Consider the following 13,837-nt stretch of genomic DNA (forward strand, 5'->3'; position numbering starts at 1 on the left):
GGCGTGACGCGCAGCGCGGGGACCGCGACGGCGGTGGTGGCCGCCGTCGGGGCGGCCGCTCTCTGGGGCACCACCGGCACCGCGCAGGCCCTCGGCCCGGAGGGCACCCAACCGATCTCGGTGGGCGCCCTGCGCATCGTCGTCGGCGCGGTCGCCCTGGCGTTGCTGGCCGTCGCGGTCCGGCCCGGCGCTCCGGCCCCCCTGGCCGCCCAGCGGGTGCGGGTCCCCCAGCCGGTCGTCCTCCTGCTCGGCGGTCTCTGCGTCGCGGCCTACCAGGTGTGCTTCTTCGAAGGGGTCGCCCGCGCCGGGGTGGCGGTCGGCACCGTCGTGGCCCTCGGGACCGCGCCGCTGGCGACCGGTCTGCTCGGTCTGCTCCTGGCCGAGAGGCCGAGTCGTCGGTGGGGCCTCGCGACGGCCGGCGCCGTCACGGGAGTCGTCCTCCTCGTGACCGGATCGGCGGGGACGGGCGGGCCGATCGACGCGCTGGGCATCCTCGCCGCCGTCGGCGCGGGGCTGTCCTACGCGGGCTACACGGTCGCCGCGCGGACGCTCCTGCTGCGGGGAGTGCGGGGGCTGGTCGTCATGGCCGGGCTCTTCGTCGCCGGTGCGATCCTGCTGCTGCCGGCCCTCCTCTCGGCCGACCTGGCCTGGCTGCGCTCCCCGGCCGGGTGGGCGATGGTGCTGTGGCTCGGGATCGGCGCGACCGGTGTCTCCTACGTGCTCTTCCAGCACGGGCTGGCCCGGCTCTCCGCGAGCACGGTCGCCACCCTCTCCCTCGCCGAGCCGGTCACGGCCACGCTGCTCGGGGTGCTCGTCCTGCGCGAGAGCCTTTCCCTCCTGACGGGTGTCGGCATCGCCGTGGTCCTGCTCAGCCTGCTCCTCGTGGCGGCCCCGGCGCGCCGCCGCGGACGTCGCGTCGGCACGGTGTCGGCTCGGCCCCGGCCATGAGGACGGTCGCCTTCCACTGGAGCGGCGGCAAGGACTCTGCGCTCGCCCTGACCGCCCTGCTCGCCGACGACGGCGTCGTCGTCGACCGGCTGGTGACGACCGTCCACGCCGGCGGGGCCTCGACGGTGCACGACATCCCGGTCGACCTCCTGCAGGCCCAGGCGGGCAGCATCGGTCTGCCGCTGCAGACCGTGACGCTCCCGGGCCCGGGGCTGGACGGCTACGTCGAGGCGATGGACACGGCCGCGGTCGGGATGCGAAGGGAGGGCATCGACGCCTTCGCCTTCGGTGACCTGTCGTCCTCCGGGGTGTTCGACCACAAGCGCGCCCAGTTCGAGCCGCTGGGGATCGAGGTGCTCGAGCCGCTGTGGGGACTGAGCTCTCGCGAGTGCGTCGAGAGGTTCCTCGCGTCGGGCATCCGCGCCGTCACGGTGGTCGTCGACGCAGCCGTGCTCGGACCGGAGAGTCTCGGGGTCCCCCTGGACCACGGCTTCTTCGCGGGCCTCCCGGATGGGGCCGACCCGTGCGGTGAGCTGGGCGAGTTCCACTCCTTCGCGCACGACGGACCGCTGTTCCGGGCTTCGGTGGACTTCGTGCTCGACGCGCCCCACCGGGTCGAGCAGGAGATCCGCACCACCGACGGGGTGCGCACCTACGCCTACTGGCTGTCGACGCCCCGATCGCGTCGGTGACCCGAGCCCTGCGTCACCGCGTGCACCAGGACGCGCAGCTCCTGCTGCCGGACCGTGAAGGTCATCGGCGTCTCCCCGACGATGTCGCCGTCGGCGTACACGCGGTACCCGGTCGGCGACGTGACGTCGATGGTGCTCCCGCGATCGGCACGGATGTCGACGCCGTCGACGTGGGTGCCCCTGAAGTAGCGCGGCAGCAGCATCGGGTACTTCCACCGCGGCAGGCCCTCGACCGTGGTGACGTCGAGCTCGCCGTCGTCGAGGAGGGCATCGGGGTTGGCCCTCATGCCGGCGCCGTAGCGACCGGAGTTGCCGATGGCGACGCTCCAGCCGTCGAAGGTGCGGGCCTGACCGTCCGTCGTCATGGTGATCGACGTCGTGCGGGTCTCGAGGAGCGCGCGGGCGCCGCCGTAGGCGTAGACGAGCGCCGCCGGCAGCCAGGCCGGCGCCGCGTTGGCGTGGTCGTTGGCCCGGGAGTCGTACCCGACCGTCGCCACCCCGAGGAAGGGGGTCCCTCCCGCGAGGCCGACATCCACCCTTCGCTCGGTGGCCAGAGGAAGGGAGGATGTCGCCTGACGCAGGTCGCGCGACCCGCCGAGGGCGCGGATGAAGTCGCAGCCGCGTCCCCCGGGCAGCGGGGCGACGAGCGCGCCGGAGCGGATGGCTCCCTCGGCGACCCGGGCGACGAGACCGTCGCCGCCGAGGGCCACGAGCAGCTGGTCGTCGGGTTCGGCGGCGGCAGCGATCTGCACGGCGTGCTCGGCGGACTCCGTGACGGCCACGTCCACCGACCACCCGTGCGAGCGCAGGATGTCCGTGACGACCGGGATCATCGCCCTGGCCGCGCCGTTGCGGGCGGTGGGGTTGACCACGACGAGGGCGTCGGTCATCCCTCGTCGTCCGGGATGAGTTTGCCGGGGTTGAGTACGCCCGTCGGGTCCAGCTCGGCCTTGACGGCGCGCAGGATGCGGATACCCCCGTCGCCGATCTCGTCCCTCATCCAGGGGCGGTGGTCGGTGCCCACGGCGTGGTGGTAGGTGATGGTCCCCCCTGCGTCGATCATCGCCTGGCCCGCGGCGGTCCTGATCCGACGCCACTGGGCCAGTGGGTCGTCCTCGGCGGAGGCCATGACGGTGTAGTAGAGGGAGGCGCCACCGCCCTCGAGGTGCGAGACGTGGCACTGCACCCAGCCGCGTCCCGTGGCCGTGACGATCGCCGAGCGGACCGCGTCGTAGAGGTGCTCGAGGTTGTCCCACGTGGTCGCGGTCTCGACGGTCTCGACGAAGACACCGCGGTCCATGAGGTGGTCGCGCTGGTACGGGCCGCGGAACCTGCCCGTCATCCAGTGCTCGGCGATGGAGTCGGTCAGCCTCACGGCGCCGTGGCGCTTGAGGACCGCCGCGAGCTTCTTGCGGCGGAAGCGCAGCGTGGCCTTGTCGCGGTCCTCCAGCTGGAAGACCGCGAGGGCCGGCTCGCGCCAGCCGCGGGCGCGCACGCGACCCATCCCGGCCATCCCGGCCAGTCCGGCCTGCGCCATCACCGTCGTCGTCTCGTCGTGGTCGGACAGGCGGGCGACATCCGGCATGATCCCGCGGCCGAGCTCCTGCGCGAGGTCTCGGAAGGCGGCGAACCCGGTCGGGGTGTCGTGCAGCGCCCAGGACTCCTGGTGCTCGATCGTCGGCCGACGGGACAGCTGGACGGTCGCCTCGGTGACGACACCGAGCAGCCCCTCGCTGCCGATGACGAGGTCGAGGAGCTTCGGCCCGGCAGCGGTCTCGTTGGCCGGGGCCCGGCCACCGACGACCAGCTCACCGGTCGGGGTGGCCATCGTGGCGGAGACGACGTTCTCCTCGAAGCGGCCGTAACCCGAGGAGGCCTGCCCGGCACTGCGGGTGACGAGGTACCCACCGAGGGTGGCCTGCTGGTGGCTCTGCGGGAAGTGCCCCAGGGTCAGGTCGTGCTCCTGGAAGACGGCCTCGGCCTCGGGCCCGCGGACACCGGCCTGCACGACAGCGGTCTGGGACACCGGGTCGACCCCGCGCACCCTGTTGAGACGGCGCAGGTCGAGGCTGATGACCGCGGAGAACCGACCCCGCACCGGGTCGACGCCTCCGACGACGCTCGTGCCACCCCCGAAGGGGACGACGGCCACCTCGTGCTCGACGCAGGCGGCGAGGAGGCCGGAGACCTCCTTCGAGGTGCCCGGGAAGACCACGGCGTCGGGGGCCCGGGAGCCGTCACCGGTACGCAGCCGGTAGAGGTCCGCATAGCTCTTGCCGCCGGCATGCTCGACCCGGTCGAGACGATCGGTGGAGACGTGCTCGTCACCGACGACGGCGACGAGCGCCGCACGGGCGGCCTCGGTGAGGTGCACCTCGGGCAGCCGCACCTCCCCGAGCGCGACGGGTGGGGCGTCGTGGGCGGCGGGCTCGACCCTGCCGAGGAACTTCAGCAGCGGCCAGCCACCGGTCGGCAGCGGTCTGACCTGCCCCGGGTCACCCCACCCGTGCCAGACGGAACGCCGCGGGAGCTCGGTGAGATCTGCCATTGCGCCATTGTGCACAGCCCGTGACCTGCGGGGACCACGAAGTCCTCGCAATTCGGGGTTGACTGAACGCACAGTCAGGAGTGTACTGACTGAGTGAACAGTCAGTGGATCCCGTCATGAGTGCCGACGACCGCGAGGGGATCGTGCGCATCCGCGATGCCGCCATCGAGCTCTTCGGCGAGAAGGGCGTGGCCGGCACCAGCCTGAAGTCGATCGCCGCGCGCGCCGAGGTGTCGCAGGGGCTGGTGATCCACCACTTCGGGTCGAAGGCCGGGCTGCACCGCGCCTGCGACGAGCACGTGGCCCGACTGATCCGCAACAACAAGGAGACGGTCCTCGCCGGCGGTCCGCAGATGAATCCGTTGGCGGCCCTGCAGATGATGCAGGAGAGCCGCCCGCTGCTGCGCTACCTCGTGCGGACCCTGAGCGAGGGTGGCGAGCAGGTCGGCCGGCTCGTGGACGACATGGTGGCCGACGCCGAGGTCTACATGGCCGCGAGCGAGCAGGCCGGACTGCTCAAGCCGAGCAGCGTCCCCCGCGAGCGCGCGGTCGTCCTGGTCCTCTGGTCGCTCGGCGCCCTCGTCCTGCACGAGCAGCTCCACCGCCTGCTCGGCGTCGACTTCCTCGCCCCCGGCACCGACCCCGAGGACCTGGCCCCGTACTTCCGGCCCGTCATGGAGCTGTACACCCAGGGCCTGATCACCGAGGGCGCCTACAGCGAGATGGCCGGGCTCTTCGAGCCCCCCACCGACACCACCGCGACGGACGGGACGTCCGCCGCCGCAGACCACCAGGAGACGTCATGAGTTCCATGAGTTCCACCGAGGCAGTCATCTCCACGCACGGGCTCGTCAAGACCTTCGGCACGGTCCGCGCCCTCGACGGCCTGGACCTCGAGGTCGCTGCGGGCGAGGTCCACGGCTTCCTCGGCCCCAACGGTGCCGGGAAGTCGACGACCATGCGTGTCCTGCTCGGCCTGCTGCGTCCCGACGGTGGCACCGTGCGCATGCTCGGCGGCGATCCGTGGGACGACGCCGTCGAGCTCCACCGGCGCCTGGCCTACGTCCCGGGGGACGTCGCGCTCTGGCCGACGATGACCGGCGGCGAGGCGATCGACCTCTTCGCCCGACTGCGCGGCCACGTCGACACGGCGAGGCGCGAGGCGCTGTGCGAGCGCTTCGACCTCGACCCGTCGAAGAAGGCCCGCACCTACTCCAAGGGCAACCGCCAGAAGGTGGCGCTGATCTCCGCACTCGTCTCCGACGTCGACCTGCTCCTGCTCGACGAGCCGACCGCGGGGCTCGACCCGCTGATGGAGGTCATCTTCCAGCAGACGATCGCCGAGGCCAAGGCCGAGGGCCGCACGGTCCTGCTCTCGAGCCACATCCTGGCGCAGGTCGAGGCCCTGGCCGACCGCATCTCGATCGTGCGCCGTGGGCGGGTCGTCGAGTCGGGCAGCCTCTCCGACCTGCGGCACATGACCCGCACGACCTTCGTCGCCGAGACGGACCGGCCGGCCGACGAGCTCGCGACGCTCCCCGGGGTGCACGACCTCACCCGCGAGGACGGGCGCGTGCAGTTCCACGTCGACGGGGACCGCGTCCAGCCCGTCGTGCGGGCACTCGCCGATCTCGGGGTCCGCTCCCTCGTCGCCCATCCCCCGACGCTCGAGCAGCTGCTGATGCGCCACTACGGCGAGGACGCCACCGCCGGCGGTGCCGAGACGGAGGAGGAGGTCGGGGTCCGATGAGCACCGCGATCGAGGCGACCCGGGCGCCCAGCACCCCCTCCGCCCACCGGACGACCTTCGCCGGGACGGCGACCCTCGTCCGCCTCGGGTTGCGCCGCGACCGGGTCAAGCTGCCCGCGTGGGTGGGCGGGCTGGGCATCTTCGTCCTCTACATCGGCAACGCCCTGCCGCTCCTGGCACCCACGCAGGAGGACCTGGCCGCCCTGGTACCGATGTTCACCCAACCCGTCGGCCGGATGTTCACCGGGCCGGCGTTCGGGATGGACGACCCCACGTACGAACGGTTCTTCGCCGCGGGCTACACGCCCTACCTCTTCCTCCTCGCGCGCTGATGAACATCTTCCTCATCACGCGGCACACCCGCCAGGAGGAGGAGACCGGACGCGCTGAGCTCCTCCGCGCCAACGTCACCGGCCGCTACGCACCGCTCACGGCGGCCATCGTCATCGCACTCATCACGAACGCGCTCGTCCTCGTCGTGGTCTCGGGGCTGGCCATCACCAACGGCTTCGCCACCACGGGGTCCCTCCTCGTCGGGCTCGGCACCGCGCTCTCGGGCCTCGCCTTCGCCGGGGTCACCGCGGTCACCGTGCAGCTGAGCGAGTTCTCCCGTCCGGCCGCCGGGATGGCCGGAGCCGTGCTCGGCGCCGCCTTCGTCATCCGCGCCGTGGGCGACATGGCCGCGCCCGGCGGCAGCGCCGTGTCCTGGTTCTCTCCCCTGGCGTGGCCGGCGCAGACGGCGCCGTACGTGCACGACCGGTGGGCCCCCCTTCTCCTCCTCGTGCTCGTCGCGGCCGCCGGGACCACGGCCGGCTACCTCCTCCTGGGCAGGCGGGACTTCGGGGCCAGCCTGGTCGCCGTGCGGCCGGGCCGGCCGCACGCCCGTCCCCGCCTCGGCACGCCCTCGGGCCTGGCCCTCCGGCTCCAGCGCGGGGGATTCCTCGGGTGGGGCACCGGCATCCTGCTCCTCGGCGTCACCGACGGCGCCTTCGCCCAGGCGATGCTCGACGCCGGGGAGGACATGCCACCGGCCATGGCCGAGATGTTCAGCACCGACGCGCTGCTCGACGGCTACAGCTCCTTCCTGGGCGCCTTCGTCACCGTGCTCATCGCCGCCTACGCGGTCTTCGGGATGCGGACCCTGCGCGTGGAGGAGGACAGCGGTCGCACCGACACCGTCCTGGCGACTCCGATCGGGCGCACCGGCTGGCTCGGCTCCCACCTGGCGGTCGTGGCGGTCGGTGCCGTCGTCATCAGCGTGGTGACCGGCGTGTGCACCGGGCTCGCGGCGGCCGCCGTCACCGGTGACGCGGAGGTCATCGGCATGGTCACCGTCGCCCACGTCGCGCTCGTCCCCGCCGCGCTGGTCGTGGCGGGACTCGGGGCCGCCCTCTACGGCTGGGCGCCGCGCCTGGTGGCTCCGCTGTGCTGGGTCCTCGTGGTGTGGATGGGTGTCGTCGAGTTCTTCGGCGAGCTGCTGCAGCTCCCGGACGCTCTGGTCGCACTCTCTCCGCTGCACCAGCTCGCCAGCCCTCCTGTGGAGGACTTCACGGCCGGCCCCTTCCTCGTCGTCCTGGCCCTCGCCGTCGGCCTGGCCCTCATGGGACTGGTCGGTTTCCGCAGGCGTCAGGTCGACGTCGTCGGGTGAGCGGGCCTGCCCATCCGGACCAGGGCTCCCCGGGGGAACTCGCGGACCTCGTCGACGGCGAGCGTCCGCGGCAGCTCCAGCTCGGACACCTGCTGCGCCGAGCCGAGCTGGAGCAGTGCCGCACCGCCCGGGGCGAGGTGCCGATCGATGACCTGCACGCACCCACGGGCGATGTCCAGCCCGTCGGTGCCACCGTCGATGGCCTCCGGCGGGTCCTGCGGGTAGCGACCGATGTCGGACCGACGCACCCACGGCGGGTCGGCGATGACGAGGGCGAACTGCTCGTGCGGTGCGACCGCGTCCTCCAGCCGGCTGCAGCGCGCCTCGACCCGGTCGCTGATGCCCAGCAGGCCCGCGTTGAGCAGCACGTGCGTCGTCGCCGTCTCCTCACGGTCGACGGCCACGAGCGGCCGGTCGCTCTCGTGGACGGCGGCCAGGCCGATGTGGCCCGCTCCGGCGCACAGCTCCAGGACGGGACCGGGTGGCAGGGTCGGCAGCAGCTCGGCCGCCCACCTCGACTGGGCCGCGGTCCACTCGCGCGGGGTGAGCAGCCGCTCGTCGGTCGTCAGCCGCAGCCCGGCGAAGGTGAAGTCCACCCGCGCCATCAGCGACCGCTGCCCGAGGACCGCTGCGCGTTGAGCACCTTGTGGGTGCCGTCGCACCACGGCAGCCGGGCGGACGTGCCGCACATGCACATCGCGACCACGGGCCGGGTCACCTCGTGCTCGACACCGGCGGCGTCGCGCACCGTGTCCGCACCGCGGACCAGCACCGGGCCGTCCGGGCACCGCTGGACGGAGACCTCGCGGCTCATGCGGGCACCCCCACAGCGGTAGCGCGGCCCCACTGGGCCAGCTGCTCCCGCGCGGCGAGGGCGTCCAGCTCGAGGCAGGCGGCGACACCGAGGAGGACGTCGTCGTGCAGGTCGGGCTCGGCCGCGACGAGCGGGGCGCAGATGCTCCGCACGGCCAGCTGCTCGTGCACCGCATCGGCCTCGATGTGCTCCTCGTAGTACGTCGCCACCTCCTCCGGCAGACCGAGGCGTCGGGCGCCCGCGGTGATCCACCGGCACGGCAGCGAGCTGGTGGACTCGAAGGCCGCGAGGTGCCCCATCGCCGCCCCCCGCCACCGCCGGTTGACTCCGAAGAGGCTCATCGTCGTGTTGACCGCGAGCGTCGTGGCCCGCGCCTCGTCGACGTAGGCGCCGTAGGTGGGGTCCAGTCCGCAGGCCGCGAGCGCCTCGGCGAAGAGGCTGGAGTGCAGGGCCGCCGGTCGGCCCGCGCCGAACTCGTCGTACTGCAGCTCCGCGAGGGCCACCTTCGGCACGCCGTCGAGGCGCGGCACGACGAAGGCGTGCGGGTCGGACTCCTTCAGGTGGTAGATGCTGCGCTGGCGCAGGAAGTCGCGGAACTGGTCGGCATCCGCGTGGCGACGCAGGTGCTCGGCGAGGGACGGGCCGTCGTCGACGGCGAGCAGCGTGTCGATCTGGTCGACGAGGTCATCGCGCGCATCCACCTGCTCGAGCCGCTCGCGGGTGAGGTCGCGGACCGCCGCGAGATGGGCGGCCTCGAGCACGCGCCGGACCCGGATGACCTCCGGGTCCCACTCGAGGTCGGGGTCGACGTCGTCGAACCCTCGGTGGTGCAGCTCGAAGAGGCACCACAGGGCCAGCTGGACGTCCTCGTCCACCAGGACGTCGCCCGCCACCTCGGGCACGGGACCGGGTCGGTCCCCGCGCAGCATCCGGAGCACGTGCGCGCTCACCGCGCCGCGCTCCGTGGGCAAGGAGGTCACTCGTCCGCCCACCCCACACGGCGCTCGGCGTCCTCGACGACACCGAGGTCCTCGGCGTCCTCCGGGTCCGCGTCGTCGGTCCGCTCGTCGGGCGACGCCAGCTCCGCCTCCGGGGGCCCGTCCTGGTCCCGGATGGCAGCGGTCGAGGGCTCTCCCTCGCCCTGGATGCCGCCCTGCACATGATCCTTGTCGAGGCCGGTGGTCTCGGACACCTGACCCTGCTCCGGCGTCTCCTCGCTCGTCATCCTGACCTCCTTGCTCGGGAGCCCTCGTCCTACCCCGTTCCGGGGTGGACATTCCCCTGTGCAGGATAGTCGGGTGTCCCCCAGTGAGCCCGTCATCCGTCCGCGGCGACGCGACGACGTACCGCACCTGGCGCGGGCGCTGCTGGAGCAGCAGCGCGCCTCCGGTTACCCGCACCGCGACCCGCTCCCGTACTCGGCCGAGCAGTTCATCCTGCGGCCCGGGACCACGGCCGCGTGGGTGGCCGAGGTCGACGGGCTGCCCGTCGGTCACGTCGCCATCTCCCGTCCCGGGGACCCGACGTCGCTCGCCGACGGGGATGCCGCTGTCGTACGGGCGTGGATGGACGCCCACCGGCGCCCCCACGACGAGCTGGGTGAGGTCGCGATCTTCTTCACCGCCAGCTCGGCGCGGGGCAGCGGAGCCGGCACTGCGCTGCTCGCGACCGCGGTCGCGGCCCTGCGGGAGCGCGACCTCGCGCCGTGCCTGGACGTCGTCCCCACGAGCACCGGTGCGATGCGGCTCTACCGGCGCACCGGGTGGCAGGAGGTCGGCCGGGTCCGGCCGAGTTGGCTGTCCGAGGACGCACCCGACGTCATCGCCATGGTCCTCCCGGACGGCTCGGCCGGCGCCGGTTCCTGACCGGCCCCCGTCGCCGCCCCCGGTGCGTGCCGGCTCCGCCCGGCGGGCGGATGGCTACCGTAAGGGGCCATGAGCCGCAATGTCCTCGTCACCGGCGCCTCCCGCGGGATCGGCCGCGCGATCGCCCGGGCCTTCGCCGAGCAGGGTGACCGGGTCGCGGTCCACGTCCGCACGGCCCGGGGCGAAGGGGGAAAGACCCTCGCTTCCCTCCCGGGCACCGGGCACGCCCTCGTCACGGCCGACCTCGGCGACGCGCAGGAGGCCCGGGGGCTGCCCGCCGCCGCCGAGGCGGCTCTCGGCGGTCCGGTGACGGTGCTGGTCAACAACGCCGGGATCGCGACGACGCCCGCACTGCGACACCCCCCGGCCACGACGGACTCGGTCGCGTGGCAACGGACGTGGGAGGAGTACCTGCGGATCAACACCCTCGGGACCGCTCTGGTGACCCATACGATGACCGCGCGCCTGATCGAGCTCGGTCTGCCGGGCCGGGTCATCACGATCGGGACCCGCGGGGTGCACCGCGGCGAGCCGGACTTCCCCGCCTACGCCGCGTCGAAGGCCGCGCTGCACTCGATGGACGCCTCGCTCGCCGTCGCCCTGGCCCCGCACGGGATCGCCGTGGCGACCGTCGCGCCCGGCTTCATCGACACCGAACGGGTGGCCGACCGGCTCGCCTCACCGGACGGCGATGCGATCAGGGGGGACTCCCCCTTCGCCCGGGTCGGCCGCCCGGAGGAGGTGGCCTCCGCCGTGGTCTGGCTCGCCTCGCCCGAGGCCCAGTGGGCCTCCGGCGCCACGCTGGACCTCAACGGCGCCTCGCACCTGCGTCCCTGATCAGGGCACGTCCAGACCCTCGCTCGTGCGGAAGTCGGACTCCTCCGCGCTGACCAGCCCGAGGCGGGAGATGGGCCGGTCGCTGGTCACCTCGGCGGCCCAGGCGAGCGCAGTCATCCAGCGGTTGGCCGAACGCGGCAGCGAGGCGAGGTGGTACCCCCGGGCGGCGACCTTGGCCGGCCAGCCCGACAGCTCGATCCCGAAGGGGTTGGCGACGGCGTACTTCGGACCGAGGTCGACGACCAGGCCGAGGTCGCGGTGCTTGTAGCGCTTGCTGCCGCCGATGCCGAGGGTCGCCGCGACGTTGCGGGCGACGACCTTGCCCTGGCGCACCGCGTGCTGCGCCGTCGGTGGCGTGACCGCGTCCTTGTCCTTGCTCGCGAGGTCGGGCACCGCCGCGGCGTCGCCCGCAGCGAAGACGTGCGGGTGGCCCGGGACGGACAGGTCGGCGTTGACGACCAGCCGCCCCTTCTCCAGCGGCAGACCGAGGGTCTCGAGCACCGGTGCACCCGTGACGCCCGTGACCCAGGCGACCGTCCGCGTGCCGATGACGTCCCCGTCGGTCAACGTCGCCTGCTCTGCCGTCAGCTCCTCCAGGCTCGTGCCCAGGCGCACGTCGATGCCCCGGCCGCGCAGCGACTCCAGCGCGCGGTCGCCGAGCTTCTCCCCGACCTCGGGCATGACGCGGTCGGCCAGGTCGATGAGCACGAACCGGGCCTGGTCCAGCGGCTTACCGCGCTGGCGCGCGTGGTCCTCCGCGAGCGCGTGCAGCTGGGCGACCAGTTCGGTCCCCGCGTAGGACGCACCCACGACGACGACGGTGCGGCGGGCCTGCCGGACCTCCGGGTCGCTCTCGTGCTCGGCCAGCTCGAGCTGGTAGAGGAACTGCTCGCGCAGGTACAGGGCCTCCGCGACGGTCTTCAGCCCACGGGCGTGCTCGGCGACGCCGGGCACGCCGAAGAGCTTGGTCACCGACCCCGGAGTCAGGACCAGCCGGTCCCAGTGCATCTCCTCGTCCTCGGGGGCGCAGCCGCTGACGTGCAGCGTCCGTGCCTCCAGGTCCACACCGTCGACGCAGCCCGGTCGCAGCGACACGTCCGGCAGCTCATTGGCCAGCGGCACCGCCACGTAGCGCGGGTCGATGAGCCCACCGGCCACGTCCGGCAGCAGCGGGGTGTAGAGCATGTAGTCGTGCATCGAGACGAGCACCACCTCGGCGGGATGCTCGGCCCGACGCAGGCGTCGGGCCACTCCACGGGCCGCCTCGAAGCCGGCGAACCCGCTCCCGACGACGACCACGCGCTCGCGGCGGTCGGTGCTCGAGACGGTCACAGGGGACTCCCTTCGTCGTGGTCTTCCCTCCCGGCCTACCCACGCACGCGCGTTCCAATCCCCCACAATGGCGCGGTGACCACGACCGCTGCGCAGGACACCCGACGGCTGCTCGCCTGGCTCGGCGCCGGGCTCCTCGCCGGCGGGATGCCGGTGCACGAGGTCGAGGAGGACGTGCAGGAGGCGGCGGCCGCACTCGGCCACGAGGGCATCGAGGTCGCCGCCTCCCCGACCGGCCTGTGGGTCGCGCTCACGAGCGGGGACGCGGCGACGTTCGAGGGGGTCGACGGCGGGGTGCGGCTCGACCAGCTCGCCGAGGTGACGGCCGTCCACACCGCGCTCACCTCCGGCCTCCTCGACCCGGACGACGCGCTCGCCCGACTGGCGGTGCTGCGCCAGCACCCGCACCGCTACCCCGCCTACGGCCTGCCGCTGGGACTCTTCCTCATCGGCACCGGCGTCGCCCTCGTCCTGGCGCCCGCGTGGTCCTCGGTGATCTTCGCGGCACTGCTCAGCCAGGTGGTCGCCGGCCTGATGATGCTCAGCGGGCGCTCCCTCCTCGTCGGCACGCTGATGCCCTTCCTCGCTGCCTTCGCCTCGGCATTCGCGGCCTTCGGCGCGGCCGAGCTCGGCCTCGTCGACGCTCCCCTGTGGACGCTCGTGCCCCCGATCGCCGTGCTGCTGCCCGGCGCCCTCATCGTCACCGGGCTGACCGAGCTGTCCGCGGGGTCGATGGTGGCGGGGACGTCCCGTTTGGCCTATGGCGCCACCCAGCTGCTGCTGGCCACCCTCGGCGTGGGGGCAGCCGTCGCCGCGCTCGGTGTCCCGTTGTCCCGCATCAACGGCGAGCGGCCGGACGAGCTCGGCCTGTGGGCGCCCCTGCTCGGGCTGCTCTTCATCGCCGTGGGGATCTCCCTGCTCGAGTCCGTGCCCCCGTCCCTCGTGCCGGCCCTGCTCGTGACGATCCTGGCGACCGTGGTCGCGCAGGAGCTCGGGCGCGCGACGGGTCAGGGCGCGTGGCTCGGCGCCTTCCTGGGTGCCTGTGCCGCGAGCCTCGTCGCGACGCTGGTGGAGTTCGTCCGGCCGCGGGTGCCGCGGGTGGTGGCCTTCCTGCCGAGCTTCTGGCTGCTCGTGCCCGGGTCGCTCGGACTCGTGTCCGTCGCGCAGATCGAGTCCTCCCCGGCGGCCGGTGTCGTCGCCGCGGCCGAGGTCCTCGTCATCGTGGTGGCGATCGCGCTCGGGGTCATCGTCGGCGCGGGTCTCGCGCGCCCGCTGCGTGACGTCGCGCGGCGACTCGACCCCGTCCGTCGGCGTGTCGCGCGGCAGCTGGCCGAGCGGCCGGCCCGACGCCCCCGGAAACCGCGGGGCCGGGAGGAGTCGGCGCAGTGAACTGCCGCGCGACA

General features: G+C 73.5%; 15 protein-coding genes and 1 pseudogene. 9 read left to right on the forward strand and 7 right to left on the reverse strand.

Annotation, left to right across the window (positions count from 1 at the left end; all coding sequences use genetic code 11):
* Positions 1–3: 3 nt before the first annotated feature.
* On the forward strand, positions 4–948 hold the full coding sequence (locus O9K63_RS10685; RefSeq protein ID WP_277237691.1) for a DMT family transporter: 945 nt from the start codon (positions 4–6) through the stop codon (positions 946–948).
* On the forward strand, positions 945–1,640 hold the full coding sequence (locus tag O9K63_RS10690; protein WP_277237693.1) for a hypothetical protein: 696 nt from the start codon (positions 945–947) through the stop codon (positions 1,638–1,640). Before O9K63_RS10685 ends, O9K63_RS10690 begins: the two co-directional genes overlap by 4 nt.
* Here O9K63_RS10690 and O9K63_RS10695 read toward each other — a convergent pair.
* Both O9K63_RS10695 and O9K63_RS10700 read right to left on the reverse strand, forming a co-directional pair.
* Complete coding sequence (locus O9K63_RS10695; RefSeq protein ID WP_277237695.1) at positions 1,607–2,530, reverse strand: diacylglycerol/lipid kinase family protein; 924 nt, start codon at positions 2,528–2,530, stop codon at positions 1,607–1,609. The genes O9K63_RS10690 and O9K63_RS10695 overlap by 34 nt on opposite strands.
* Entirely contained in the window at positions 2,527–4,188 is a 1,662-nt protein-coding gene (locus O9K63_RS10700; protein WP_277237697.1) for an FAD-binding oxidoreductase, read from the reverse strand. Before O9K63_RS10700 ends, O9K63_RS10695 begins: the two co-directional genes overlap by 4 nt.
* A 116-nt stretch (positions 4,189–4,304) precedes the next feature.
* Here O9K63_RS10700 and O9K63_RS10705 point away from each other — a divergent pair, with 116 nt between their 5' ends.
* From O9K63_RS10705 to O9K63_RS10720, 4 genes and pseudogenes are all read left to right on the forward strand, one after another.
* Complete coding sequence (locus O9K63_RS10705; protein ID WP_277237699.1) at positions 4,305–4,994, forward strand: TetR/AcrR family transcriptional regulator; 690 nt, start codon at positions 4,305–4,307, stop codon at positions 4,992–4,994.
* A 119-nt stretch (positions 4,995–5,113) separates the two neighbouring features.
* Positions 5,114–5,938: pseudogene (locus O9K63_RS10710) on the forward strand (ATP-binding cassette domain-containing protein); the annotation flags it as partial.
* Positions 5,935–6,270 carry a hypothetical protein gene (locus tag O9K63_RS10715; protein ID WP_277237701.1) on the forward strand — a complete coding sequence of 112 codons (336 nt, stop codon included), beginning with the start codon at positions 5,935–5,937 and terminating at the stop codon, positions 6,268–6,270. The pseudogene O9K63_RS10710 and the gene O9K63_RS10715, both read left to right, overlap by 4 nt.
* The gene (locus tag O9K63_RS10720) at positions 6,270–7,586 is read left to right on the forward strand and encodes an ABC transporter permease (RefSeq protein WP_277237702.1); all 1,317 of its coding nucleotides are present in this window, start codon (positions 6,270–6,272) and stop codon (positions 7,584–7,586) included. Before O9K63_RS10715 ends, O9K63_RS10720 begins: the two co-directional genes overlap by 1 nt.
* Here O9K63_RS10720 and O9K63_RS10725 read toward each other — a convergent pair.
* From O9K63_RS10725 to O9K63_RS10740, 4 genes are read right to left on the reverse strand one after another with little or no spacing between them, the layout of a single operon-like run.
* Positions 7,565–8,191 (reverse strand): RsmD family RNA methyltransferase, encoded by a 627-nt coding sequence (locus O9K63_RS10725; protein WP_277237704.1) that lies wholly within the window; start codon positions 8,189–8,191, stop codon positions 7,565–7,567. The two genes, O9K63_RS10720 and O9K63_RS10725, sit on opposite strands and share 22 nt — an antisense overlap.
* A complete protein-coding gene (locus O9K63_RS10730) occupies positions 8,191–8,400 on the reverse strand; it encodes a CDGSH iron-sulfur domain-containing protein (protein WP_277237705.1) in 210 nt (69 codons plus the stop codon). The genes O9K63_RS10725 and O9K63_RS10730 overlap by 1 nt, the downstream gene beginning before the upstream one ends.
* Positions 8,397–9,380: an iron-containing redox enzyme family protein gene (locus O9K63_RS10735; RefSeq protein WP_277237706.1), complete on the reverse strand. Its 984-nt coding sequence runs from the start codon at positions 9,378–9,380 to the stop codon at positions 8,397–8,399. Before O9K63_RS10735 ends, O9K63_RS10730 begins: the two co-directional genes overlap by 4 nt.
* Positions 9,377–9,625, reverse strand: coding sequence for a hypothetical protein (locus O9K63_RS10740; protein WP_277237708.1), 249 nt, complete (start codon positions 9,623–9,625; stop codon positions 9,377–9,379). Before O9K63_RS10740 ends, O9K63_RS10735 begins: the two co-directional genes overlap by 4 nt.
* Before the next feature lie 73 nt (positions 9,626–9,698).
* Between O9K63_RS10740 and O9K63_RS10745 the strand changes: the two genes are divergently transcribed.
* Complete coding sequence (locus tag O9K63_RS10745) at positions 9,699–10,265, forward strand: GNAT family N-acetyltransferase (RefSeq protein WP_277237710.1); 567 nt, start codon at positions 9,699–9,701, stop codon at positions 10,263–10,265.
* Positions 10,266–10,334: 69 nt separating this feature from the next.
* Positions 10,335–11,102 carry an SDR family NAD(P)-dependent oxidoreductase gene (locus O9K63_RS10750; RefSeq protein ID WP_277237712.1) on the forward strand — a complete coding sequence of 256 codons (768 nt, stop codon included), beginning with the start codon at positions 10,335–10,337 and terminating at the stop codon, positions 11,100–11,102.
* Here O9K63_RS10750 and O9K63_RS10755 read toward each other — a convergent pair whose 3' ends face one another.
* The gene (locus O9K63_RS10755; protein WP_277237714.1) at positions 11,103–12,434 is read right to left on the reverse strand and encodes an NAD(P)/FAD-dependent oxidoreductase; all 1,332 of its coding nucleotides are present in this window, start codon (positions 12,432–12,434) and stop codon (positions 11,103–11,105) included. It abuts the gene before it with no gap.
* A 75-nt stretch (positions 12,435–12,509) separates the two neighbouring features.
* On the opposite strand from O9K63_RS10755, the gene O9K63_RS10760 reads away from it, so the two are divergent.
* Positions 12,510–13,823 carry a threonine/serine ThrE exporter family protein gene (locus tag O9K63_RS10760; RefSeq protein ID WP_277237716.1) on the forward strand — a complete coding sequence of 438 codons (1,314 nt, stop codon included), beginning with the start codon at positions 12,510–12,512 and terminating at the stop codon, positions 13,821–13,823.
* Positions 13,824–13,837: the final 14 nt, after the last annotated feature.

Source organism: Janibacter cremeus, from assembly GCF_029395675.1.
Classification (GTDB): domain Bacteria; phylum Actinomycetota; class Actinomycetes; order Actinomycetales; family Dermatophilaceae; genus Janibacter; species Janibacter cremeus_A.

What these genes read in the sequence shown, in the direction of transcription:
- O9K63_RS10690 (WP_277237693.1), top strand. Translation starts at nt 945, where the DNA reads ATGAGGACGGTCGCCTTCCACTGGAGCGGCGGCAAGGACTCTGCGCTC.
- O9K63_RS10695 (WP_277237695.1), bottom strand. Translation starts at nt 2,530, where the DNA reads ATGACCGACGCCCTCGTCGTGGTCAACCCCACCGCCCGCAACGGCGCG.
- O9K63_RS10700 (WP_277237697.1), bottom strand. Translation starts at nt 4,188, where the DNA reads ATGGCAGATCTCACCGAGCTCCCGCGGCGTTCCGTCTGGCACGGGTGG.
- O9K63_RS10705 (WP_277237699.1), top strand. Translation starts at nt 4,305, where the DNA reads ATGAGTGCCGACGACCGCGAGGGGATCGTGCGCATCCGCGATGCCGCC.
- O9K63_RS10715 (WP_277237701.1), top strand. Translation starts at nt 5,935, where the DNA reads ATGAGCACCGCGATCGAGGCGACCCGGGCGCCCAGCACCCCCTCCGCC.
- O9K63_RS10720 (WP_277237702.1), top strand. Translation starts at nt 6,270, where the DNA reads ATGAACATCTTCCTCATCACGCGGCACACCCGCCAGGAGGAGGAGACC.
- O9K63_RS10725 (WP_277237704.1), bottom strand. Translation starts at nt 8,191, where the DNA reads ATGGCGCGGGTGGACTTCACCTTCGCCGGGCTGCGGCTGACGACCGAC.
- O9K63_RS10730 (WP_277237705.1), bottom strand. Translation starts at nt 8,400, where the DNA reads ATGAGCCGCGAGGTCTCCGTCCAGCGGTGCCCGGACGGCCCGGTGCTG.
- O9K63_RS10740 (WP_277237708.1), bottom strand. Translation starts at nt 9,625, where the DNA reads ATGACGAGCGAGGAGACGCCGGAGCAGGGTCAGGTGTCCGAGACCACC.
- O9K63_RS10750 (WP_277237712.1), top strand. Translation starts at nt 10,335, where the DNA reads ATGAGCCGCAATGTCCTCGTCACCGGCGCCTCCCGCGGGATCGGCCGC.